Annotated in this window: 28 protein-coding genes and 2 tRNA genes; 4 read left to right on the top strand and 26 right to left on the bottom strand. The window is 49.9% G+C overall.

The window, feature by feature from the left end; all coding sequences use genetic code 11:
* Nucleotides 1–154: 154 nt before the first annotated feature.
* The 25 genes from VN429_RS09635 to VN429_RS09515 all read right to left on the bottom strand — a co-directional run bounded on the left by VN429_RS09635 (nucleotide 155) and on the right by VN429_RS09515 (nucleotide 17947).
* Nucleotides 155–1840, bottom strand: a complete 1686-nt coding sequence (locus VN429_RS09635) for a glutamate--tRNA ligase (protein WP_325632649.1) — start codon at nucleotides 1838–1840, stop codon at nucleotides 155–157.
* Nucleotide 1841: 1 nt separating this feature from the next.
* A complete protein-coding gene (locus VN429_RS09630; RefSeq protein WP_325632646.1) occupies nucleotides 1842–2804 on the bottom strand; it encodes a polyprenyl synthetase family protein in 963 nt (320 codons plus the stop codon).
* A gap of 13 nt (nucleotides 2805–2817) precedes the next feature.
* Nucleotides 2818–4155: an RNase J family beta-CASP ribonuclease gene (locus tag VN429_RS09625; protein ID WP_325632644.1), complete on the bottom strand. Its 1338-nt coding sequence runs from the start codon at nucleotides 4153–4155 to the stop codon at nucleotides 2818–2820.
* Nucleotides 4156–4174: 19 nt separating this feature from the next.
* Complete coding sequence (gene fni, locus VN429_RS09620; RefSeq protein WP_325632641.1) at nucleotides 4175–5242, bottom strand: type 2 isopentenyl-diphosphate Delta-isomerase; 1068 nt, start codon at nucleotides 5240–5242, stop codon at nucleotides 4175–4177.
* Nucleotides 5239–6009, bottom strand: coding sequence for an isopentenyl phosphate kinase (locus VN429_RS09615; RefSeq protein WP_325632634.1), 771 nt, complete (start codon nucleotides 6007–6009; stop codon nucleotides 5239–5241). Before VN429_RS09615 ends, fni begins: the two co-directional genes overlap by 4 nt.
* On the bottom strand, nucleotides 6002–6871 hold the full coding sequence (mvk, locus tag VN429_RS09610) for a mevalonate kinase (RefSeq protein ID WP_109968187.1): 870 nt from the start codon (nucleotides 6869–6871) through the stop codon (nucleotides 6002–6004). Before mvk ends, VN429_RS09615 begins: the two co-directional genes overlap by 8 nt.
* A complete protein-coding gene (amrB, locus tag VN429_RS09605; RefSeq protein ID WP_325632631.1) occupies nucleotides 6872–7645 on the bottom strand; it encodes an AmmeMemoRadiSam system protein B in 774 nt (257 codons plus the stop codon). It lies immediately after the preceding gene.
* Between the two features lie 81 nt (nucleotides 7646–7726).
* Nucleotides 7727–8335, bottom strand: a complete 609-nt coding sequence (gene rpsB, locus VN429_RS09600) for a 30S ribosomal protein S2 (RefSeq protein ID WP_325632629.1) — start codon at nucleotides 8333–8335, stop codon at nucleotides 7727–7729.
* Entirely contained in the window at nucleotides 8322–9530 is a 1209-nt protein-coding gene (eno, locus tag VN429_RS09595; protein ID WP_325632627.1) for a phosphopyruvate hydratase, read from the bottom strand. The genes rpsB and eno overlap by 14 nt, the downstream gene beginning before the upstream one ends.
* Before the next feature lie 12 nt (nucleotides 9531–9542).
* Entirely contained in the window at nucleotides 9543–9710 is a 168-nt protein-coding gene (locus tag VN429_RS09590) for a DNA-directed RNA polymerase subunit K (RefSeq protein WP_109968191.1), read from the bottom strand.
* Between the two features lie 31 nt (nucleotides 9711–9741).
* Nucleotides 9742–9816 (bottom strand) — tRNA-Pro (locus tag VN429_RS09585).
* Complete coding sequence (locus VN429_RS09580; protein WP_109968192.1) at nucleotides 9817–10005, bottom strand: DNA-directed RNA polymerase subunit N; 189 nt, start codon at nucleotides 10003–10005, stop codon at nucleotides 9817–9819. It abuts the tRNA gene before it with no gap.
* A 40-nt stretch (nucleotides 10006–10045) separates the two neighbouring features.
* The gene (locus VN429_RS09575) at nucleotides 10046–10447 is read right to left on the bottom strand and encodes a 30S ribosomal protein S9 (protein ID WP_325632623.1); all 402 of its coding nucleotides are present in this window, start codon (nucleotides 10445–10447) and stop codon (nucleotides 10046–10048) included.
* Between the two features lie 12 nt (nucleotides 10448–10459).
* Nucleotides 10460–10882 (bottom strand): 50S ribosomal protein L13, encoded by a 423-nt coding sequence (locus tag VN429_RS09570; protein ID WP_325632620.1) that lies wholly within the window; start codon nucleotides 10880–10882, stop codon nucleotides 10460–10462.
* A 7-nt stretch (nucleotides 10883–10889) separates the two neighbouring features.
* Complete coding sequence (locus VN429_RS09565; RefSeq protein WP_325632618.1) at nucleotides 10890–11255, bottom strand: 50S ribosomal protein L18e; 366 nt, start codon at nucleotides 11253–11255, stop codon at nucleotides 10890–10892.
* A gap of 6 nt (nucleotides 11256–11261) precedes the next feature.
* Nucleotides 11262–12080 carry a DNA-directed RNA polymerase subunit D gene (locus VN429_RS09560; RefSeq protein ID WP_325632615.1) on the bottom strand — a complete coding sequence of 273 codons (819 nt, stop codon included), beginning with the start codon at nucleotides 12078–12080 and terminating at the stop codon, nucleotides 11262–11264.
* The gene (locus VN429_RS09555; protein WP_109968197.1) at nucleotides 12080–12475 is read right to left on the bottom strand and encodes a 30S ribosomal protein S11; all 396 of its coding nucleotides are present in this window, start codon (nucleotides 12473–12475) and stop codon (nucleotides 12080–12082) included. Before VN429_RS09555 ends, VN429_RS09560 begins: the two co-directional genes overlap by 1 nt.
* Nucleotides 12476–12477: 2 nt before the next feature.
* The gene (locus tag VN429_RS09550; protein ID WP_109968198.1) at nucleotides 12478–13023 is read right to left on the bottom strand and encodes a 30S ribosomal protein S4; all 546 of its coding nucleotides are present in this window, start codon (nucleotides 13021–13023) and stop codon (nucleotides 12478–12480) included.
* A gap of 9 nt (nucleotides 13024–13032) precedes the next feature.
* Nucleotides 13033–13488, bottom strand: coding sequence for a 30S ribosomal protein S13 (locus VN429_RS09545; RefSeq protein WP_325632612.1), 456 nt, complete (start codon nucleotides 13486–13488; stop codon nucleotides 13033–13035).
* Nucleotides 13489–13527: 39 nt separating this feature from the next.
* A tRNA-Ser gene (locus VN429_RS09540) sits at nucleotides 13528–13612 on the bottom strand.
* 153 nt (nucleotides 13613–13765) lie between these two features.
* Entirely contained in the window at nucleotides 13766–14740 is a 975-nt protein-coding gene (locus tag VN429_RS09535) for a deoxyhypusine synthase (RefSeq protein ID WP_325632609.1), read from the bottom strand.
* Between the two features lie 122 nt (nucleotides 14741–14862).
* Entirely contained in the window at nucleotides 14863–15642 is a 780-nt protein-coding gene (locus VN429_RS09530; protein WP_325632604.1) for a CBS domain-containing protein, read from the bottom strand.
* Nucleotides 15639–16382 (bottom strand): CBS domain-containing protein, encoded by a 744-nt coding sequence (locus VN429_RS09525; RefSeq protein WP_325632602.1) that lies wholly within the window; start codon nucleotides 16380–16382, stop codon nucleotides 15639–15641. The genes VN429_RS09530 and VN429_RS09525 overlap by 4 nt, the downstream gene beginning before the upstream one ends.
* Before the next feature lie 24 nt (nucleotides 16383–16406).
* A complete protein-coding gene (locus VN429_RS09520; RefSeq protein ID WP_325632600.1) occupies nucleotides 16407–17318 on the bottom strand; it encodes a CBS domain-containing protein in 912 nt (303 codons plus the stop codon).
* A 62-nt stretch (nucleotides 17319–17380) separates the two neighbouring features.
* A complete protein-coding gene (locus VN429_RS09515) occupies nucleotides 17381–17947 on the bottom strand; it encodes a CBS domain-containing protein (protein ID WP_325632597.1) in 567 nt (188 codons plus the stop codon).
* Nucleotides 17948–18159: 212 nt separating this feature from the next.
* Between VN429_RS09515 and VN429_RS09510 the strand changes: the two genes are divergently transcribed.
* The 3 genes from VN429_RS09510 to VN429_RS09500 are packed head-to-tail and all read left to right on the top strand — an operon-like array spanning nucleotide 18160 to nucleotide 19555.
* Nucleotides 18160–18789 carry an Era-like GTP-binding protein gene (locus tag VN429_RS09510; RefSeq protein ID WP_325632653.1) on the top strand — a complete coding sequence of 210 codons (630 nt, stop codon included), beginning with the start codon at nucleotides 18160–18162 and terminating at the stop codon, nucleotides 18787–18789.
* 5 nt (nucleotides 18790–18794) lie between these two features.
* Nucleotides 18795–19157 carry a DUF2073 domain-containing protein gene (locus VN429_RS09505; RefSeq protein ID WP_325632651.1) on the top strand — a complete coding sequence of 121 codons (363 nt, stop codon included), beginning with the start codon at nucleotides 18795–18797 and terminating at the stop codon, nucleotides 19155–19157.
* A 2-nt stretch (nucleotides 19158–19159) separates the two neighbouring features.
* The gene (locus tag VN429_RS09500; protein ID WP_325632595.1) at nucleotides 19160–19555 is read left to right on the top strand and encodes an OapC/ArvC family zinc-ribbon domain-containing protein; all 396 of its coding nucleotides are present in this window, start codon (nucleotides 19160–19162) and stop codon (nucleotides 19553–19555) included.
* Nucleotides 19556–19571: 16 nt separating this feature from the next.
* Here VN429_RS09500 and yciH read toward each other — a convergent pair whose 3' ends face one another.
* Nucleotides 19572–19877 carry a stress response translation initiation inhibitor YciH gene (gene yciH / locus VN429_RS09495; protein WP_109968206.1) on the bottom strand — a complete coding sequence of 102 codons (306 nt, stop codon included), beginning with the start codon at nucleotides 19875–19877 and terminating at the stop codon, nucleotides 19572–19574.
* A 129-nt stretch (nucleotides 19878–20006) separates the two neighbouring features.
* On the opposite strand from yciH, the gene VN429_RS09490 reads away from it, so the two are divergent.
* Nucleotides 20007–21368 (top strand): cobyric acid synthase (locus VN429_RS09490; protein ID WP_325632592.1); only part of this gene is annotated, 1362 nt, incomplete at its 3' end.

The following is a 21368-nucleotide window of genomic DNA, read 5'->3' as shown; positions in this document are numbered from 1 at the left end:
GATTTCCTTCCCAATTTCTTGAACTCATTACCAGATTCAACAGGGAATCTACAACCCATTAAGGCAAGGAGTTTTAAGAAAAAATGAAAAAATTGCACGGCAATTTTCATCAGTGCTACCATTTGAAAATGCGAAGCACTTTCAGGCCAAACAATTACCTGTGGCTATAATATGCTACAATCTGCTGATCTACTGAATCAATCCGGGTAAATCCAACCCGCTCAAACTGGACCATTTTGCCTTTCCAAGTCGAGACTTCAGGTTCGCAGACGCCGCTCATATCCCCGTCAGCTTTTCTGATCAGGCATGGAGTTCCATATCCGGAAGGGAGCCACTGGATGATCGGGGCCTTTGCTTCACGGGCCTGCTGGAGTTCATCCCCAGCATATGTAGCCGTATATGAATTCCCGGCTTTACGTACTAAAATGTTGAAGAGATCCTTGAGCCGTATCATTGAAGCACCGGACTCAAGTTCTGCTTTTGGTACCACCAGTTTCCCGGTGAACGGAATTTCACGAAATCCTCGGGCTTCATCTCCGGGATACCGCATTGCCTTTGCAATATGTGGATTTGCTCCTTCAATGGTGAGTTCTACCGGATCAGCAACAAAGAAGAATCGATCAGCCTTTGCATCCACTATATCCTTATTCTTTGCATAGAGATTTTCCCAGGAAAACTGAATATCAGTCTCTCCGATTCCAATCTCAACCACAGCATTACGGACTGCTTCCGGCTCGATGCCGCGTCTGGCCATGGCCCGTAGTGTTCCAAGATGGACATCATCCCACCCGGTATACTCACCAGCAACAATCCCCTGCCTCATCTGTGATGTGGAAAGAACAACACCCTCAATTCCCATCCTGCCATAATGACGATACACCGGCTGGTTCCAGCCCATGTAGTCAAATATAAACTTCTGACGGCCGGTGTTGGCAATATGATCCTTGCCTCTGATCACGTGTGTCATCCCAAGGAGATGATCATCGACTGCAACAGAGAGGTTCATGAGCGGATAGACGATAGCATCGACCCGCTGGTGTGGAACTGAGGTAAGAACTCGAAAGAGCGGAAAATCCCGCATTGCAGGATCAGGATGGGTGAGATTGGTTTTGAGCCTGACAGAAACTTCACCTTCGGCAAATGCACCTTCAAGCATCTGGTCAAAGAGTTCTCCAGCCTCTTCAACGGTCTGGGACCGGCAGGGACATGCAGTCTTGTGCATCTTGAGGTTCTTAAACTCCTCGTTGTCACACCGGCAGATATAAGCAGCCCCTTTCTCAATCAGTTTCCTGCCGACATCATAATAGAGAGGGAACCGGTCTGACTGGTAGATCGTCTCAGTGATGTTAAGCCCCATCCACCTGATGTCTTCAGGGACCATCTCGTAAGCATCGGTATCGACCCTTTTTGGATCGGTATCCTCTATGCGAAGGATATACTTCCCACCATACCTCTTGAGATATTCATCATTGAGGAATGCAGCTCTTGCATGTCCGAGATGAAGAGGACCTGACGGGTTCGGGGCAAACCGCATAACAACTCCGCCTTCTGAATTTGGAAGGTCTGGAAGTGTGTGTTTCTTCTTCTCTTTCTTTTCAGAGAGGGCTGCATACAGATCAGGTGCAATCTCTTCGAGCCTTATCTCCTGCTCTTCATGTGAGAGGGCAGCAACCTCGGCTATCACTTCACCAAGAAGATCCTTGATCTCTCCGGAACGTGCCCGAAGCTCAGGATGCCCACCCATCACTGCGCCCATTACTGCACCAGCTGATGGAACACTCTTGTGTTTTACTGCATTCTGAAGTGCAGCACTGAGGAGAATCGACTTAAGACCGTCCAATTCAGTACCCCCGCTGAACAAAGAAGTAAGCAAGGTCAGAGAGAAGCTGGCGTTCAGGACACTCACGGAGCACTGACAGACCGTTGATAGCATCCCGAACCATGTTGTCGGCTGTCGCCTGGACTTCAGTGATAACTCCCTTCTCCTGAAGAAGTGCGATGAGGGCCTTGATCTCTGCAGGATCAAGTTTCCGGCGATATGGGGAGAGGTCTACACCCTTTTCACGTGCAGTAATCGCAATGATCGTCTGCTTTCCTTCCCTGATATCAGATGCCTGATCCTTTCCTGACTGCTCAGGAGGTGCCATCAGATCAATGATATCATCCTGGATCTGAAACGCTGCACCGATACTGCACCCGTATGTATACAATGCATCAATCTGTGGCCTGGTTGCACCGGCAAGTAATGCTCCCATTGCCGCCGCTGCTCCATAGAGGACACCAGTCTTCTTGGTGACCATATCAAGGTACTCATCACGTGTCACATCCTGCCTGGTTTCAAACGTCATGTCGAGTTGTTGTCCTTCGCAGATCTCAACACAGGTTTTTGCAAGAAGTGCAGAGGCCTCAACCTTTGCAGCATCAGGAGCTATTGCGTCGGCTACAAGACAGAATGACCGTGCAAAGAGCACATCACCTGCGAGTATTGCTGCTGGTTCTCCCCAAAGGGTGTGAACCGTAGGCTTGCCCCTGCGGGTTGCATCTCCATCCATGATATCATCATGAATGAGAGTGAAGTTGTGGGTCACCTCAAGAGCCAGCCCTGCAGGTAAGATACCTGCAGAACTTCCAGAGCGGATGGTGTCGGCTGCCAGTTTAAAGAGTGCCGGCCTCAGACGCTTCCCACCTGCAAAGAGCAGATGGTTTGATGCCTTTGATAATTCGGTTCCGGGATTGCCATAGTACTGGTCAAGCAGCGTGTTGACCTCGGTTGCAGTTTTTCGCAGATAGGTCTCCAGATCCATAAGTTTTCACCGTTCAGGCCAGTTTCTGCCGCTGGCCGTTAGCCATCAGGAAAAAGTCCTTGTTCAGAGTATACCCGCAATCAGTTGCCAGATTCAGGTACTCGGAGGTGAGATTCACACCTCCGTGTGCAGCAATAACAAACTGGGGGTTAAGCATGTTCAGAAATTCGTAGTGATCCTCACAGTATGCGTGTCCTGATACGTGAAGTTCATCAAAGATGCGCCCACCCTGCTGACTGAGCATCGTAAACATCCGGTACCGCTGGGCACGGTTCATGTCATTTGGGATCAGCTGGGCACTGATCATGATCTTATCGCCTTTCTCGATCCGGTATGGGGTGTCTTTCTGTGCTATCCTGGTCAGGATAGAACCAGGTTCACCCTGGTGACCGGTTACGATAGGAACATACTCATCTCTGGGACCTTTGATGATCCTGCGCAGTGTCCGCTCAACGACCCTGCGGTTGCCAAAGATGCTGGTAGTGTCAGGGAACCTGACGTATTTCATCTGCTCTGCAGTGCTGCAGTAGCGTTCCATTGACCTGCCAAGGAGCAGGGGTTTTCGTCCGATCTCATGGGCACATTCTGCGATGGTCTTTACCCTTGCAATATGGGAAGCAAAGGTACTGACAATGAGGGCATTCTTATCATCCTCATAGCTCGTCATCACATCGCGGACCATGCTCTTGGCCAGCTGCTCGCTCGGGCACCGGCCCTTTCTGTTCACGTTGGTGGCCTCGGTAATAAGGCAGAGGACTCCTTCCTTACCAATTTTGTGAAGTTTTGCAAAGTCCGGTGGTTCACCTAGGACCGGGTTGCGATCCAGTTTGAAATCAAGGGCATACACGATCGCCCCTTTCGGGGTGTATAGCACAACTGTTGCCGTATCGATGATACTGTGCTGGGTTCGCACGAGTTCAAGCGAAAGGGTATTTGAGATTGTGTACCGCTGTGAGTATTTGAGCGGGTAGAGTTTGTTATTCACCCCAAACTTCTTCTCACCCTCTATCTGCTGACGGACGAGTTCGATCGTGTATGGTGTCCCGATGATCGGAGCATTATACCGGTGTGCCAGTTTTGGAACAGCACCAAGGTGATCAAGGTGACCGTGTGAGAGAACAATTGCCTTGACTGTTCCCTCAATCTGGTTCATCACCGTGTCATCAGGGATGACACCCATCTCAATAAGGTCGAGTGAGTGGGTATTCTCCATCTCAATTTCGGGATGCATCATCAGGGAATCAAGCCTGATCCCCATATCGATTATTACTATTTCCTTTCCGCAGCGGACGGCAGTCATATTTCGGCCAAATTCATTATAGCCACCCACTGCAAGGACTTCAATGTCCAAGTTGGTATCCTCCTGTAAATTATTTTCTTTGTATCAGTTGCGCAGTCGGACCGGTTACGTACCATCTGGTATCGGGCATCTCTGACACCCGGGTGTGTCCGGTCAGGAAGAGAGAGATTCGCAGTTGCTGCTGAATCGTCTCTATTGTCTCTGACAGGGCTTTTATTCCATCGCATGCCGGTTTTAGCAGGGGAAGAGCCATTCCACCGAGTTTAGCACCGAGAACCAGGGCCTTTGCAATATCAATCCCGGTTCTAATCCCGCCGCTTGCAATAACCGGGCCGCCACATCTGACAGCCTCGGTAACGCTCACCGCGGTGGGGATACCCCACTCTTTAAAAAGCAGGCCGAGATCCGAGAGCCGCTGATCTCCACCTGCTTCCCCTTTCCCTGCTCTGAAACTCTCGATCGCAGCCCATGATGAACCGCCATACCCGCCGACATCTACGCAGTCAGCTCCGGCTCCATAGCAGAGCCGTGCAACCTCTTCAGAAAATCCACACCCGGTCTCTTTTACGATGACCGGTACTCGAAATTCCCTGCAGAGCTCGCGAAGTGCATCAAGACATCCAGCTGCATTGTGGTCTCCTTCAGGCTGCGTTGCCTCCTGAAGAAAATTCAGATGAATGGCAAGAGCGTTGGCATCTATCATTTCAACCGCGTTTTCAGCCCATTCGATCCCATGATCCCTGAGCTGAACAATACCAAGATTGCCAACGATAAAGGCATCAGGGGCACTGTCCCTTACGATCGAGAATGTTTCAGCGAGAGTTTTATCTTCAATTGCCGCTCGCTGTGATCCTACTCCAATCCCAAGGCCGTATTTCTGTGCTGCCTGCGCAAGCACCTCGTTCACCCGGGTTGTCTCCGGGTGCCCTCCAGTCATTGCAGAGATAAAAAGCGGAGATCCGAATGTATGTCCAAAGAGATCGGTTGAGAGATCCAGCGTATCCATATCTGAATCAGGAAGTGCATTGTGTACCAGTCTGATATCTTCAAACCCGGTGCTTCCTGATTCAATATCTTCTTCGAGGCAGATTCGAAGGTGATCCAGTTTTCGCGACGATGTAAACCTTCCCCGGTTCATGATTCCTCCGGGAGAATACGTGTCCCGCCATGATCCTTCCCGGCGAGAAACGCATCGACCTGCGAGACATGGAACATCTCAGATCTGATCCCATGATCGGCAAGAGCGAGAAGTTCGGCAATCTTTCCTTCCATTCCCCCGGTCACATCAATATGACCCGAGTTGCCGATGGTAACCTGGTGCGCCGTTGATCGGCGCAATTCCCTCACAACTGACCCGTCTCTCTCGAGAAGACCTGGTACATCGGTCGCAAGACCAACCCGGTCCATTCCAAGCCCTTCTGCGAGGACCCGGATCAGCTGATCACCGGAAACAATGCAGGCACCTCTAATGCGATCCATCACCACGTCGCCATGAATAACAGGGACCAGACCGAGGCTGATCATCCTGTCCAGGTGTCCAAAGACCGGATCAATGAGCGTGCCATCTGATGCCTCACATCCATGAAGTGGATGAATCGGAACAGCTTCAATACCACTACTCCGCAGGGCATCAACCACAGCCGAATTCAGTTCCCTGACCGCCTGGTGGGTCTCAAAGATACCTTTTCGGTTCTTTCTGGTCACTCCTTCCTGAATATGGTAGGCTTTTGCCTGGGGATGACCAAACGAGCCGGCACCATGTACAATCAAGAGTGGCATATCAGGATACATTGCAAGACTTTTTGCAATAGCATTCAGAGTATCATACCTGATAGCCCCTGCAGAGCCGGCTGACTTTTCGGTTATCACGCTCCCGCCGAGCTTGAGTATCGTTCGATTACGCATCCTTTTCTTTCCGGAGTCCTTCTGTATCAAGACAGGTTATAAGTGCCCGTCCCTCTGTAACCTCCAGTGCTCCGGCAATCCGGGCCTTGAGGTTTTTTGGAGCCAGTGCCACCATGCATCCCCCGCCTCCGGCACCAGTTATCTTTGCTCCATACGCACCGGTTGCCCGGGCTGCAAGAACTAGTCTGGAGAGATGGGGATGACCCACCCCTAGTACATCGAGGAGGGCATGATTCATATCCATGAGACGGCCGAGATATTGCGGCTCATCAAGATGTTTCATTGCGTCAAGGGTAATTGCCTCGATCGCATTCAGTACAGGCTCGCAGATCGTAGGGTACTTACCTTTCAGATCTGCAACCTTCTCGACCATTCTCGCGGTCGAATGCGTTGCCTGACTATTTCCTACAACCAGGTGATAATTCTGGGGAGCCAGACGTTTACGTGTTCCTTCTTTTATCAGAAACATGCCACCATATGTTGATACTGTAGTATCAGTCGGGCTTGCCCTGCCTTTCTGCACCCGCTTCTCGATCTTAAATGCAAGTTCAGCAATCTGATCGCGGGTTTTTCCAAGTCCGAACTCATCGTTGATGGCAGCAAGTGTAGCAACCGTTACTGCTGCCGATGAGCCGAGTCCTGAAGAACTGGGGAGTTGTGAGTTTATATAGACACTCCCTTTGACGTTCAGTTCCTTGAAGCACTGATCAATATAGGGCGATTTGGCATGATGGGCATGGCTGGTCTTTCTGACTGTCACGTAGACACGTGGGCGGATAGCAAGTGCGATACCTGGTTTTCCGTACACTACTGCATGTTCACCAAAGAGAAACACCTTCCCGGGTGCACTCCAGGTTGCCAATCAGTTCACCGCCAATGCCGCATATCCGACTACCTGCTGGAAATCCCCACTAGACTCGCCGCTGGTAGTATATGAGATAAGATCGCACCGGGTTGCACCTATCGGTTTGAGAGCCTCGATCATTGCGGCAATCGGCCCGTAACCACAGGCAGAAATCCGGTGCTCTTGTATCCGATTATAGAATTCCTGCACGTTCAGATCCTTCAGCGCTTCAATGACAAAAAGATCGTCTTTTTGTGCCTTATCTGCAGGAACATAATGCGAAAAGTCACTTGAAGCAACAATCCTTACATTTTTGTCATATTCATGAACTGCGCCGATAATAAGCCTGGATACCCGCCCTATCTCCTGCAATGTCTGCGGACTCATCATGATGGCAACGATAGCCGCGTCAGGAAACCGGTATCTGATAAACGGGATCTGAACCTCAAGCGAGTTTTCATTTCCAAATGCCATCGCCTGATCATCAACTGGTAGCCCTATTCGGGCGACAAGATCGGTATCTGTTTTGACAGGGCCTATCGGAGTATCCCATGGTATACCGGAGACACAGGTTGGAAATCCACGATGACTTGGTCCTATCAGGATAAACGTACCATCAAAACCCTCTTTAATAGCACCAAATGCATGGGCAGAGGTCTGACCAGAATAGATATATCCGGCATGAGGAGATGCAATTCCCTTTGCATCCCCACCGGTACGAGCAGATCTGAAGAACGTGTCCAGCATGTGAGTCAGCTGAACCGGGTCAGCCGGGTAGAACATCCCGGCCACGCCACAACGCCTGATCATCATGGGACTGTGTGTTGATGTGTGAGTACATCAGGGTATCGGCCCTGATGGTGATACTCAAATTTACAGTTCAGTCTCGAAGTCCTCAGGCGTTAAGGAGGTTGAATATCCCTTGTGCCGGAGGAATTCTCTGGTGAGCAGGAAGTAGATCATGGAGAGAGCCTTGCGACCCTTATTGTTGGTTGGAATAACAAAGTCTACAAGACTGGTCATGTTGTTGGTATCACAGAGTGCAACGACCGGGATTCCGATCTGAAGTGCCTCTTTGATTACCTGAATATCGCTGACCGGGTCAGTAACGACAATGACTTCTGGTTCTGCATATTTAGGCAGAATCGGGTTGGTCAGGGTACCGGGGATATACCGGCCTGTCATTGGGAATGCACCGATTGCCTCGGCAAACTGACGTGCAGGGAACTGCCCATACTGACGGGATGTAACAACAAGAACCTTTGCAGGATCATATTGGGAGAGGAACTTTGCTGCGAGTTTGATTCGCTCATCTGTCTCTCTTATGTCCAGAATGTAGAGTCCATCTCCGCGGACGCGGTAGATGAAATTCTTCATGTCGCTGCTTTTCTGCTGTGTTCCAATGTGTACACCGGCCGCCAGGTACTCTTCAACAGAGACAAGGGGCTCGTTCAGTTCAATCTCCATCTCATTTCCGTTCATACATACTCTCCTCTATCCGAATGAGTTCATTCAGTTTTTCTGTTCGTTCTCCGCCGACAACACCGGTTTTGATGAATACACATCCAAACGCACATCCCAGATGGGCAATGGTTGTATCCCCGGTCTCTCCGGAACGATGGCTCATAACGGTCTCCATCCCGTGCTTCTGGGCGAGTGATATCGCTTCAAAAGTATCAGTCAGGGTTCCGATCTGGTTCGGCTTGATGAGCACACAGTTTGCCGAACCTTCTGCTATTCCCTTCTCTATTCGTGAAGGATTGGTGACGAAGAGATCGTCACCACAGATGAGGCACGCACTCCCCATCTGTTCTGTCAGGGTGGCAAATGATTCAAAATCCTCTTCATAGAGAGGATCTTCTACATACACAAGTCCGAATTCGTCGATGAGCTCAGCAACGTAGTTGATCTGCTCTTCGGCTGTCCTGACGAGGCCACCTCTGTATTCATACAGTCCGGTTCCAGGATTGTATAACTGGCTTGCAGCCACATCAACCCCGGAACTTATGGCGAACCCGACTTCATCAGACACCCGGGTAACTGCTTCAGTGACAACCTCAAAGGCATCCTGATCAGATATTGCCGGTGCCCATGCTCCCTCATCGCCCTTACCACAGGAGATTCCCCGATTCTTCAGGAGCTCTTTTACCACCGCATGAACACGTGCATTTGCATAGATACCACCGCTGATACTTGAGCATCCGGTTGGGACAACCAGAAACTCCTGTATCTCGGTTGCATGCGTTGCATGTGCCCCACCCCCAATCACATTCCCTAATGGAAGGGGAGCAGAGAATACAAACGAACCACCGAGATGTCTCCATAGCGGTATCTTCAAGGCTGCCGCAGCAGCCTTCGCATTTGCCATTGAGAGGGCAACCGCCACATTCGCGCCTATTCCTGCAAAGTTTTCAGTCCCGTCTACTTCACGCAGAAGAGAATCAAACCCGATCTGATCCGTTGAATCAAGTCCGGTCAGATACGGAATCACCTGAGAATATGCATCATCCACTGCCGTTGTCGCATCTTTGACTGCGGCTTCGTGGGCACCGGTACTGGCACCACCCGGAGCTGCTGCCCTGCCAAATCCTCCATCTACAGATATATCTGCTTCAACAGTTTTGCGACCGCGGGAGTCGAGAATGACTCTCAGATCAACGGCACGTATGGTGGTCATCCTGATCAGTAGTTATCTCCGCTTGACCGTGATGGGAATGACATCTTTGTCAAACTCCTCCATCGCGAGGTAGAGCGGATCAATGGTCGTGCTCGTGATGAGAATGGGAGCGCCCATCGAGATCTGTAACGCCCGGGCACCGACGATGCGGGCCTTTTCATAGCGTGTATAGTTCTGCATCCGATTCCTCAAGAATTAGTCAACACAAGAATGGGGTCGCTGAGATTTGAACTCAGGTCAGAGCGTCCCGAACGCCCTAGGATGGTCCAGGCTACCCTACGACCCCTCATTGATAAGGATTGAGTTCATCAATAATCTCCTTGTGCGTGAGCAACATACGCCGGCAGCAATACCGATCCATATTGAGATCGTCGAGGATCTTTTTAGGATCCTCGCCCGCATCTCGGCGGCGCTTATATTCCTCATATGCAGTGGAGATTACTTTTCCACAAGTGAAACAGCGGACCGGTATCATATGGTTGCACCACTAACGTAAGCTGTATTGGTAATAAAGCTCACCGGTATGACTTCTGGAATTTCTTGCGTGCACCACGGCCGTGTGGTTTCTTAGCTTCCCTCATACGGGAATCATTTACCAGTAGGCTCCGATCATAGGCAAGATATACATCCTTAAGTTTCGGATCGCTGTGCCACTGCACAATCCCACGTGCAAGTGCTGTCCGGGCGGCTTCTGCCTGACCCATGAACCCACCACCGCGAACCTTGATCGCGACATCCACACCTTCAAGCGCAGTCGGGACCAGCTGGATCGGCTCCGCGATCTTCATTCGTGCAAGTTCGGTGGAATAGATATCAAGAATCTGAGAGTTGATCCTGACGACACCTTTTCCAGGTCTGAAGGTTGCACGGGCAATCGCTGTCTTCCGCTTTCCACTCGTGTTGATCACTTTTGACATATTCATCCCTCCCTAGAACTTTGCTCCAAGGAAACTGCTGACTGTTCCAAGGGTCACACATGCGGGCGTGTTCAGCCGTGCCTTATGAGCGTCTGCAAGTTTCTCTGCTGCAATCCCATCAAGTTCGCAGGGAATGCCAACATAAACCTTGATCCGTTTCATAGCCTCGACACCGCGCTGCCGCTTGTACGGAACCATCCCGCGGATGGTCCGCTTCAGGATGTGATCCGGCCTGCGTGGGAAGAACGGACCACCTTCACGTGATCCGCGCTCCCTCTTGTGCTTGTAGTTGCCAAGAACACGGGCGCGGCTTCCTGAGATCACTGTCTTCTCTGCATTGATGACTGCGATCTCTTCACCGGCAAGTGCACGCTTTGCAACCACGCTGGAAAGTCTGCCTACAAGCAGTCCGTCTCCATCGATTACCGTTACCATCTGATACTCACCTCAGAATCCTTACGTGGCTGCCCTTCGGGTTCTGTGCAAGGAGCTGCTCAATACTGAGGCATTCTCCCTGTTTCCCCGCGATCTTGTCTTCAGCTGCCTCTGAAAAGTTCAGTGCTGCAACTGTGACCCGGCACTCCAAAAGGCCGCTCCCCAGTACCTTTCCAGGTACCAGCAGGGTTTCGCCTTCCTTGGCGTACCGATTGATCTTGCTCACGTTCACTTCTGCGTAGTTTTTGCTTGACTTCTCAAGTCTGACTGCGATGTCGCGCCAGATCTGCACCTCATTCTCACTCGACGTCTTCTTCAGGAGCCTGATGAGTTCGGTGAGGCGCGGATTGGACTTATCATAACTTTTGCTCATGATCCGTTACCCCCTGATTTCGCTGAGCGCTTCGAGGAGTCCGTCTGATTGATTCTTCAGAAACAGCAGCCCCTGGATTAGGACCTCTCGTGCAGGAAGTGAACCATCACCCTCCATCGAGAAGATGAACCTCTTGTCATCCATGATAATATGAATGGCAGGTTCATCACCGATCCCACTGTTCAGGCAGGCCTGTTCACAGAGCCGGCAGAGTGAACATTGTATATCGCCACCCTCCTTTACTGTGACCTTTCCGCCTTTTACCTCCAGGATATTCTTGGGACAGACCTCCACACACAATCCACATCCGTCGCATGTTTTTTCTGGACTGATGATTGGATAGTTCTTGTATCCGCAGACCGTTACCGGCTGCCACTTTGAGTGTTCAAAGCCGCGATCCAGGATTGCATATGCTTCAATTACGACCTTCTGATTCTTCTCAAGCTTGACAATTGGAATATTGCCAGCTGCTGGATGAACCGCAGGATCCTGGGAGATGAGGTCTTCAGAAAGGACCATACGTGGCCCTTCAACGCTCATCGTCAGGGTAACCGTGCACTTGGAACAGCCCTTGCCTTCGCAAGTGCATTGATTCCGGGGTACGTAACTCTTCAGGTCTGTGGTGAGTGGTATGAGTCCGATCCGGTGTGCAAGCATCTCATCAAAGAGTGCGCTCGTATTGTCATAGATCTTGAGATCCTCGACAGCGAACGTCATGACTTCGCTCTGCATCGCCCGGCGGAGTGCATTTGCAAATGCAATATGCGATTCACTCAGCACAAACGAGGTGCTGTTGTCCTCAAGGCTGCTGAATTCGATCTTCATCAGACCCGACGACCTCTCTTCCCGCCCTTTGCCCTGCAGGAGTCGTGTGGTACTGGCGTGACATCTTCAATGATACCGATACGAACACCGGCACGGGCGAGAGCACGGATTGCTGCCTGGGCACCCGGCCCTGGTGAGCGCTGCTTTCCCCGTCCAGGTGCACGAACCTTCACATGAAGTCCGACAAGCCCTTTTTCCTTGGCTGCCTGGGCAACGTTCTGTGCCATCTGCATGGCAGCGTATGGAGAACTCTCATTACGTGCCTGTTTAACGACCATTCCACCACTGCTCTTGGTGATAGTCTCGGCGCCGGTCTGATCGGTGACGGTGATGATGGTGTTGTTAAAGGAGGCGTAGATATGTGCAACGCCCCACTTTTCCTTCCCTTCAGCCATATTTATCTCCCTACCTTGGCGATACGCTGTCTCTCTCCATGAATGTCACTGACCAGCGGTGAAGAGCCTGCATACGAGATCTGTTCCTGTTCAGCTGCGCTGACAGTGTATCCCGGAATGGTTACTCTTCTGCCATTGATGGAGATGTGTCCGTGCGTAATGAATTGACGTGCCTGTTTCGGCGAGCGTGCAAACCCACGGCGGTAGACCAGACTCTGCAATCTGCGGTCGAGCTGCTGCTCAACGCGGACAGAGAGAACATCATCAATACCTGCATTCTCACCAAGAATGCCAATGCGGTTTAAGTGTCCGATAAGTTCGGCTTTCTTCCGCTCGATGATCTCCTGACCTGCACCACCTGACTGCAGTGCGATGATCTCACGGGCAGCCTTACGGTACCGTCGGAGCGCACCCTTGGCGATCCAGACTTCCCGCTTGTTACGCAGACCATACTCAATCACCAGTTTGGTCTCTTCCTCAATACGGGAGAGTTCAAAAGGGCGTTTAGGGGTCTGGTACTGTTTATGGTTCTTTCCTGGATATCCCATGATTCACCCTCACTCTTTCTTTCTCTTGACACCAACAATCAGACCGGTTCTTCCGGTAGACTTGGTGCGCTGACCACGGACCTTCTGTCCGGTCTCGTGTCTGATTCCACGGTAAGCACGAATCTTCTTGAGAATGTTGATGTCGTCCTCGTTTGTGAGGGAGAGATCGCTTCCGATGATGTGTTTGGGAGTACCGGTGTAGACGTCTTTTGGCCGGTTGGTCATCCATACAGGAATGCGCTCTGCATAGGTGTTGACAACCTCACGAATCCGGTCAACGGACGCTTCATCAATCTTTCCGATAAGTTCGTGCTTAGGGACCTCGGCCGCCTTCGCAATAATCTGGGCGGCATGTCTGCCAACCCCTTTGATACCTGTCAGTGCTACAATGACTGATTTGGTACCGTCGAGGTCAGTGTTGAGAACCCTGACGAAATAATTAATTTCCTGATCTTCCTGAGCCATGCAATGCCTCGCTTTATGAGAAAGCGCCTGCGTGTCAAGCGTTGAGGGAGGGATTTGAACCCCCGAGTCCCAAGGGGACACAGGGTTAGCAACCCTGCGCCATACCTGGCTTGGCTACCTCAACAATCAAATTCGCATCTGTGTAGACACTCGCAACAGAAACTCTGTTGCTACAGGAATTGTGCTTACCAATGTGGTAGAGATTCAGATATAAGAGTTATGATATTCAGGGCAATAATTGATGAAAGAAATTTTGAATTCAAAGAATCCGGGATGATTATTCTGATTTTTTTGCTTCACGTACTGCACCTGAACCAATGAGCGCGGAGGTTACCAGCGGGAGAGCAATAGTGGCATCACAGAAGCACTGAACATTTGAGCAGGTGCATGACTCCTTGCCCCACGACATCGCCTCTTCAAAGGTACATCCCGAGAGCCCGCCAAAGTGCGGGGTGTCGGTGGTGTACTGGATTGCATAATCATGACCGCTGCAATCACTCTTATGAATCGATGCAATGACTTGAGTCTGCTGGATAAAGTTCTTGGGCACTCCGCCACCGATATAGACGACACCAGTCTTTGCAGTTTTTTCAACTAGACTCGTTATCTCATCAGCATCCCGGATCTGATCCACGAGAATCCGGATCCCCTGTCGCCGTGCAATCACTAAACCAATCCCTATTGAGGAGTCACACAGTGCTGGGATGAAGATCGGAACATTGGATGCTGCACAGGTCGCAGTCAGAGATCTACCTTCAGGATAGGTATCAATCAGCCATTGTCCGAGAACTTTTATAAACGAGGCTGATGATCCTTCGAACCCGCCATGGGATCGTGCAAACTCTGCAATAATATTGTCAACTTTTCTGAATTGTTCCTCGTATGCAAAGACATCGTAGATCCGATCGATCCCCTTCTCAAAGAGTTCAATATCATCAACGTGATGGTGCCCGATATAATGCCTGATTCCGCAGTGTTCGCATATATCATGGAAGATGTTAGCTCCGGTTGAGACGATCGCATCTGTATACCGTCTGCTGACTAGTTCGATGAGACACTCCTGCATCCCTGCCGGAATCATCGCACCTGACAGACCAAGCAGGATCGTAACCTGTGGATCCTTCAGCATATCTTTCCAGACTTCCACCGATTCACCAAGTTTTCTCCCCTGAAATCCGGTCCTGCTCATACCATCAAGGAGGGCGGAAACATCAGAGACGGGCCTGACAGGTGTCGTTGGATCCAGCATCATTGGATAGCGTTGGAAATCTGGAGATAAATAAGATAATGCAACAATTCTGAATCTCTGAACCAGGGTTTCTCAAAATGATCTACACAAGAGAATTCAATGAGATGTATCGCCGAAAAAAAGGATCAGAGTGCCTGGATTAATGACTGGCGGGTCACAATGCCAACGACCTTGCCATTCTCTGTAACCGGCACGCTACTGAAATTCTTCGTGCACATGAGATCAATCACCTTGGTCAGTGGCGATCCCATCTCAACGGCCTGCACTGATGTGGTCATGATATCCTGTACAAGGATGTTACGGACCTGATGCTCCTGGTGACGGTCATCAACCGAGTCGCGGAACTTCAGAAGGGCTACAGCAACATCGGTCTCAGAGACGATGCCTGCCATCTTCCCCTCATTCATGACAACAAACCGGGCAATATTCTCGTCTATCATCTTTCTACGCAGGTGTACCATTCTTTCACCAGAATCGATGAACTGGGCACGCTCCATCACAGATGCCAGATCCCCGTCGGGGACCATCTTTCCGAGAATGTCACCGGAATTAACCTGACCGATCAGTTTGTTATCTAAGTCATAAACAACCGCGAGTTTGTACCGCTCCTGCAGGAGTGGGATGAGGACATCAACTTCTTGATCATCATAGATGAAGGTAAAATCATCGTCGATTGTATTGGAAACGTGGATAGCATTCGGTGAAACCTCTGTACTGTGCTTTGCACCAAGTTTCTCCACGATTTTGTGACGGGACACTGTGCCAACCACTTCATCGTTGTGGACCACGATCAACGGGTCCATTCCGACATCGAGCATTTTATCCAGTGCTTCGGTTACCGGGACTGACTTTGCAACAGTCACCGGTTTGGACATAACATCCCTGACAAGTATAGTATTGGTCATAAAACCACTTCTCCTATGATATCATCTCTGGTTATAATTCCTTTTAGTCCCTGTCCATTCGTGATAATAAGGCTAGATATATGTTTTTCTGCCATTTCACGAATAACATCGCCTGTCCGCGCTGTGTCATCAAGTGTGGTCACCGGTGATCTCATCACATCTCCAGCCTTGAGTTTCTCAGGTTGAGTTCGTCCTTCCTGTGCAAAGGTGAGATCACTTTCAGAGATAATGCCACTCATGGTGCCATCTTCACCGGTTACCACAACTTTTCCACAACCAGACCGCATCAGATCGATCACATGATCGAGTGAATGTTCCTTTGTTACCTGTTGTACATCATGCATCACCCCGGATACCGGACGATCCAGACTTTTTACAAGCGGGGATCGTATCATATCAGATTTGGTCACCATCCCGAGAACCATTCCCTGGTCTATTACCGGAAATCCTGAGATCTTATGGGTGACCATCAGAACCAGTGCATCATGAATACTGCTACCTGGTGATATACTGATGATATCAGCAGTCATGACAGATGAGACTGGTTCATTGTCAGGAGATCTCCGCCGCCAGGCCGGGTCACGACTCCGGAGTCTGTACCCGATATCCTTCTTGGTGATGATCCCTATAACCCTCTGACCTTCCATAACCAGAACTCTGGAGATATGGTGTTTCAGCATGAGGTTTCTGACATAGGAGATCGTATCATCAGGACCACAGACCCGAACAGGTGAACTCATCAGATCAGATATCAGCATGGTACATCACCCACTCTGCTGTTCTGTCGAGAGAGCCCTGACCAGATCGAACTCAGTTACGAGACCGGCCAGTCTGCTGTTCTCAATCACCGGAAGAGCACCAACACCTTTCTCAAGCATTCTTCTGGCTGCCTCGGTGATGGTCTGATCAGGCTCAATCGTGTACAGGTTTCCATTTACAAGATCTCTTACCGGTTTTGCCATCACCTCAGCAACGTGACCGGTTACAAGGCTCTCAAACACTTTGCCTGAACCAATATACCGCACAATATCAGTGGCGGTGATGATCCCAAAGACCACATCATTCTTGACGATCGGCAGCCGTCTGAACTGGTGACTGGTCATCACTTTGGTCACCATCGAGAGTGGACAGTCAGGCTCCTGTACAAGAAGTGAAGAGGTCATCACATCACTCACCTTGAGTGTGCTGTATGTCCGGCAGAGCAGTTTGAGAACATCACGTTCAGTGACGATGCCGGTGAGAACTCCTTCCTCATCAACAATTGGTATCCCGCCGATGCGATCCTGCAAAATGATCTGGATAGCTTCGGCAAGATTGGCATGTGGAGGCAGTGTCCTGACATCAGGCTTCATGATCTTGCTGACGCTTTCGTTGATGGCAGCAAGGAAGTTACCATCGTGCTTGATGTTGATGAGGTTGAACTTCTCACCTCCACCAAGAAAGTCTACCACGTCACGTGCAGTAAGAATGCCTTTGAGACGATGAGTCCCGGGATCGACGATGGGCAGACGGCGGACACCCCACTCAGTGAGAGTCTCAATAGCACCTATGATCCGCATTGTCTGAGGAGCCGAGATTACCTGCCTGGTAGCAATTGAAAGTACTGTCCCTAGATCATTATCATGTCTGGTGTGCATAATTGGTCTGATATTTGAGAAATGTGATCGCAAATCCATCCGTTACCTGGAGATACAGGTCCCGGTCTTTTCAAAAAACCAAAGGGATGGAGTTATTCAGGTCAGAGGCGGTCTTCTTCGTTGCAGAGCGAGCAGATAAGAGAACCGTCAACATTTGTGAGATCGTCTGACATCCTCCCACATCTGCTACACATCCCTGAAGAGAGATCTTTCGCCTGATTGATGTCAATGAGTTCACCCATGAGCTCATTGATCTCAGTCGAAACTGCCATAATATCCCTGACACTCACTATCCCGATGACAATCCCCTTATCATTGATAATCGGCAGACGACGAACCCGGTTCTTTATCATAAGATGGGCCGCATCTTCGACTGATTTATCAGCATGAAGTGTTATGAGCGGGGATGTCATAATCTCGTAGACATGGGCCTCACTCGGCTTGATGTCTTTAGCCACAACTTTACAATTGAGGTCCTGTTCAGTTACGATGCCGACGGCAACATTCTCCTTGAGAACGATACAGCTTCCAGAGGGATCTTTGTTGCACATCTTCCGTGCTGCATCTGCAACCGTTGCTCTATAATCTATGGTTTTCGGGTTCCTTCGCATGATATCCCGCACGGCCACCGTAGTGTCGAGCTGGATCTTCTCATTTGCGTATGTCATGGCTTTCACCTCTGTTATACCCGGGCAGATGCATCCAATCAGTTAATCATCCGGTTCAGATATTAATCCATCGGTCACGGAATTTTCAGAAAGGATAGGAAACCTGCCTGGGTGGGATAACAACAATAATAATCCCCTCTGATCATATCCATACAGAAGGAACTCCGGATTTGCGGGAGTAAATGCCGCTTCTGCCGGTCAGGACGATACATATGGGACTGAGTCAGACCTTCTCCAAAATTCTTACAAACCTCTTCCATAAGAAGACATCACGAATAGGAATTTACGGACCTCCAAATGCAGGAAAGACAACTCTGGCAAACCGAATAGCCAAAGAATGGTCAACAGGAGTCGAAGGGACGGTCAGCGAGATCCCTCATGAAACCCGAAGAGCGCTCCGGGCAGAAAACATCACGATTACCGGATCAAACGGGAAATCCATTACTATTGACATCGTAGACACCCCGGGAGTTACAACGAAGATTGATTACAACGAATTTATCGAATACGGTATAGAACGGGATGAAGCGATCGACAGGGCACGTGAGGCAACTGAAGGAGTTGCTGAAGCGATGCACTGGCTTAGGGAAGATATCGACGGTGTTATCTACATGATAGATGCGACAGCGGATCCCTTTGCCCAGGTGAACATTATGATGGTCGGAATCATCGAGAGTAGGCATCTTCCGGTTGTAATCGCTGCGAACAAGACAGATCTCCCTGATGCATCACCACAACGGATCAAGACGGCCTTCCCCCAGCACCCTGTAGTCCCGATATCCTGTATCAACGGAACCAGAGTGGAAGATCTCTATGAAGAAATGATCAGGACATTTCGGTGAAGACCATGCAGGGTGTTCAAATCGATCTGATTTCTGCAGAACGGCTCTCACGGATGCCATCCATGGAGAAGATCCGCCTGATTCTCGACAAGGTCAGAAGTGGAACCATTGTTATTCTTGAATCAGGTCTTTCGCCTGAAGAGCAGAGTTCTCTGATTGAGATGACAATGCAGGAGATACTGCCTGACGAGTTCTCAGGAATCGAGATTGAGACCTACCCCTCAAAACAGAAGAGCGGAGGGATGTTATCCCGGTTTGTACGGGGAGAGGGAGAATTCAGAAGACTTACTGTGATAGGACCGGCAAACCAACTAAAAATGATCAGGCGTGACCGGGATTTCATTAGCGCCTGGATCTCATCAAGGTAATTATGCCACACATCTGTCTCCGGTGTAAAACCCGCCTTGAAGCTGCCCCTGGTCTGGCACCCCGCTGCCCAGCATGTGGAGGAACCAGGTTTGCCTTTGAATCCCCACGAAAGGCAGAAGCAGCAAAAGCACTAGAGTCTGAATCTCCCATACCAGAAGAACCTCCACAGCCCGCTACGGATATCAACATCCCTGTGGAAACCAGGCAAGTTGAGGAAAAGCCAAGTCAGCCACTGAATCCTGAATCAGTTGAGAGTATACGCATTGTTGAACCTGGCAAGTACGATCTGAACCTGCTCAGGCTTGCTGAGTCTGATGACCGAGTTATTCAGGTTGGAAAAGATGGAAACTTCCGGCTTGATCTTCACTCGATGATCAGGCCAAAGAAAAAGCGTTGAGTTACGGGCATGCCCGTTATGTGATATTGTCCACCGCGTACCCTTTGCTTGCAAGCAGATCGATAACCCGTTCACGATGGTTTCCCTGCAATTCAATCGAGTTTCCCTTCACCGTGCCCCCACAGGCGAGTTTACTCTTCATGAACTTGGAGAGGTCTTCGAGATCGATGTCAGTAGGATCAAGCCCCTCAATCACTGTGACTTCTTTCCCGTAACGACGTTTATTAACCTTTACGTTAATTCTCTGCTGCTCTTTTGCAACTTCTTCACAGATACACAGTTCTTTTGGTAGCCCGCAAATGGAGCAAATACCACCATTCATTACTATACCATCTCCCGTTTTGTTATTAAAGCCTTTTTATTGTCCAGTATCGGAACAAACCCATTTATAACCGAGATTAGAAAAGTCAGGCCATAGGAGATTATTACCCAGCCCATCCAACGTTGGATCATGTCAATTATGGTGCTCGGTACAGCTTCCCATGTTGGAAAGAGTACCGTGGTTACCGCGATATGCAGATTACTCCATCGGCGTTCAATCAGGCATGCCCCATACAAATCACAAAACATGAGCCTGAACTCATATGTTACACGCGATGGAGGCGAGATAGGTATTGCCCAGGCGATGCAGGCGATGGCAGCAGGCCTTGAGCCAGAGATTGCAATGAACCCGATCCTGCTCAAACCCAAAGGAGATCAGACCTCCCAGATTGTTCTCATGGGAAAACCATACCGTGATGTCAAAGCCTCCTCGTATTACAATGAGACAGACTATCTTCTGGATAGGGCAATAGAAGCTGCCAATGTGTTGCTTGACCGGTACCAGCACCTAGTTATTGAAGGGGCTGGGGGTGCTGCTGAGGTGAATCTGTACTCCCGCGACATCGCCAATATCAGACTTGCCCAGAAACTCAAATATCCAATCATTTTGGTTGCAGACATAGAACGCGGAGGTGTCTTTGCCCAGGTATATGGCACCATCTCACTCCTCCCCGATGAGATAAGATCCCTTGTAAAGGGCGTAATTATCAACAAATTCAGGGGAGATCCTGCTCTCTTTGATGAAGGGATCACAATCCTTGAAGATCTCTGCCATATCCCGATACTGGGTCTTGTACCGGCAACCGACATAGCCATCCCAAGCGAAGATTCACTTTCATTACAAGACAAAAAAACTGGGGGAGCACCAATTCGGATTGCTGTGATCCATCTCCCGCGAATCTCAAACTTCACTGACTTTGAACTACTCGAACGTCATGTATCTGTCTCGTATGTGAAACCCGGCGACCAGCTTGGCGATTATGACGCTGTCATTATTCCGGGAACAAAAAATACAGTAGAAGATCTGCAGGTTATTCAGGCATCGGGTGCAGCAGAGCAGATCAGGGCGGCACGAGTGAGAGGCGCTCCCGTGATTGGAATCTGCGGCGGATACCAGATGCTCTGCACAACAATCATCGACTCTGGGGTTGAGTCATGTGAGGGAGAGTATGAAGGAATCGGGCTCATCCCAGGAACCACCCGGTTCATCGGGTACGAGAAGACCACCACTCAGGTAACCCGCTGCTCATCAGGAGTCGGACCAATTCTCTCCCGGATCTCTGAAGTGAGCGGGTATGAGATCCATATGGGAGACACTGACCACCCGGGAGTCATGAAAGCATTTTTAAATGAAGGGGCAGTCTCTGATGATGGTCTCGTAATAGGAACCTACATGCATGGCTTGTTCACCAATCCAATTGCAGTTAACGCCCTTGTCTCATACCTTTGCGAAAAGAAAGGAGTCGTATGGAACGCAAGTGAAAATGAAAAA

Source organism: Methanospirillum sp. (genome assembly GCF_035560735.1).
Classification (GTDB): Archaea; Halobacteriota; Methanomicrobia; order Methanomicrobiales; family Methanospirillaceae; genus Methanospirillum.
The sequence above is the reverse complement of the archived record's forward strand: the minus strand, read 5'-3'. Positions and strand labels throughout refer to the sequence as shown.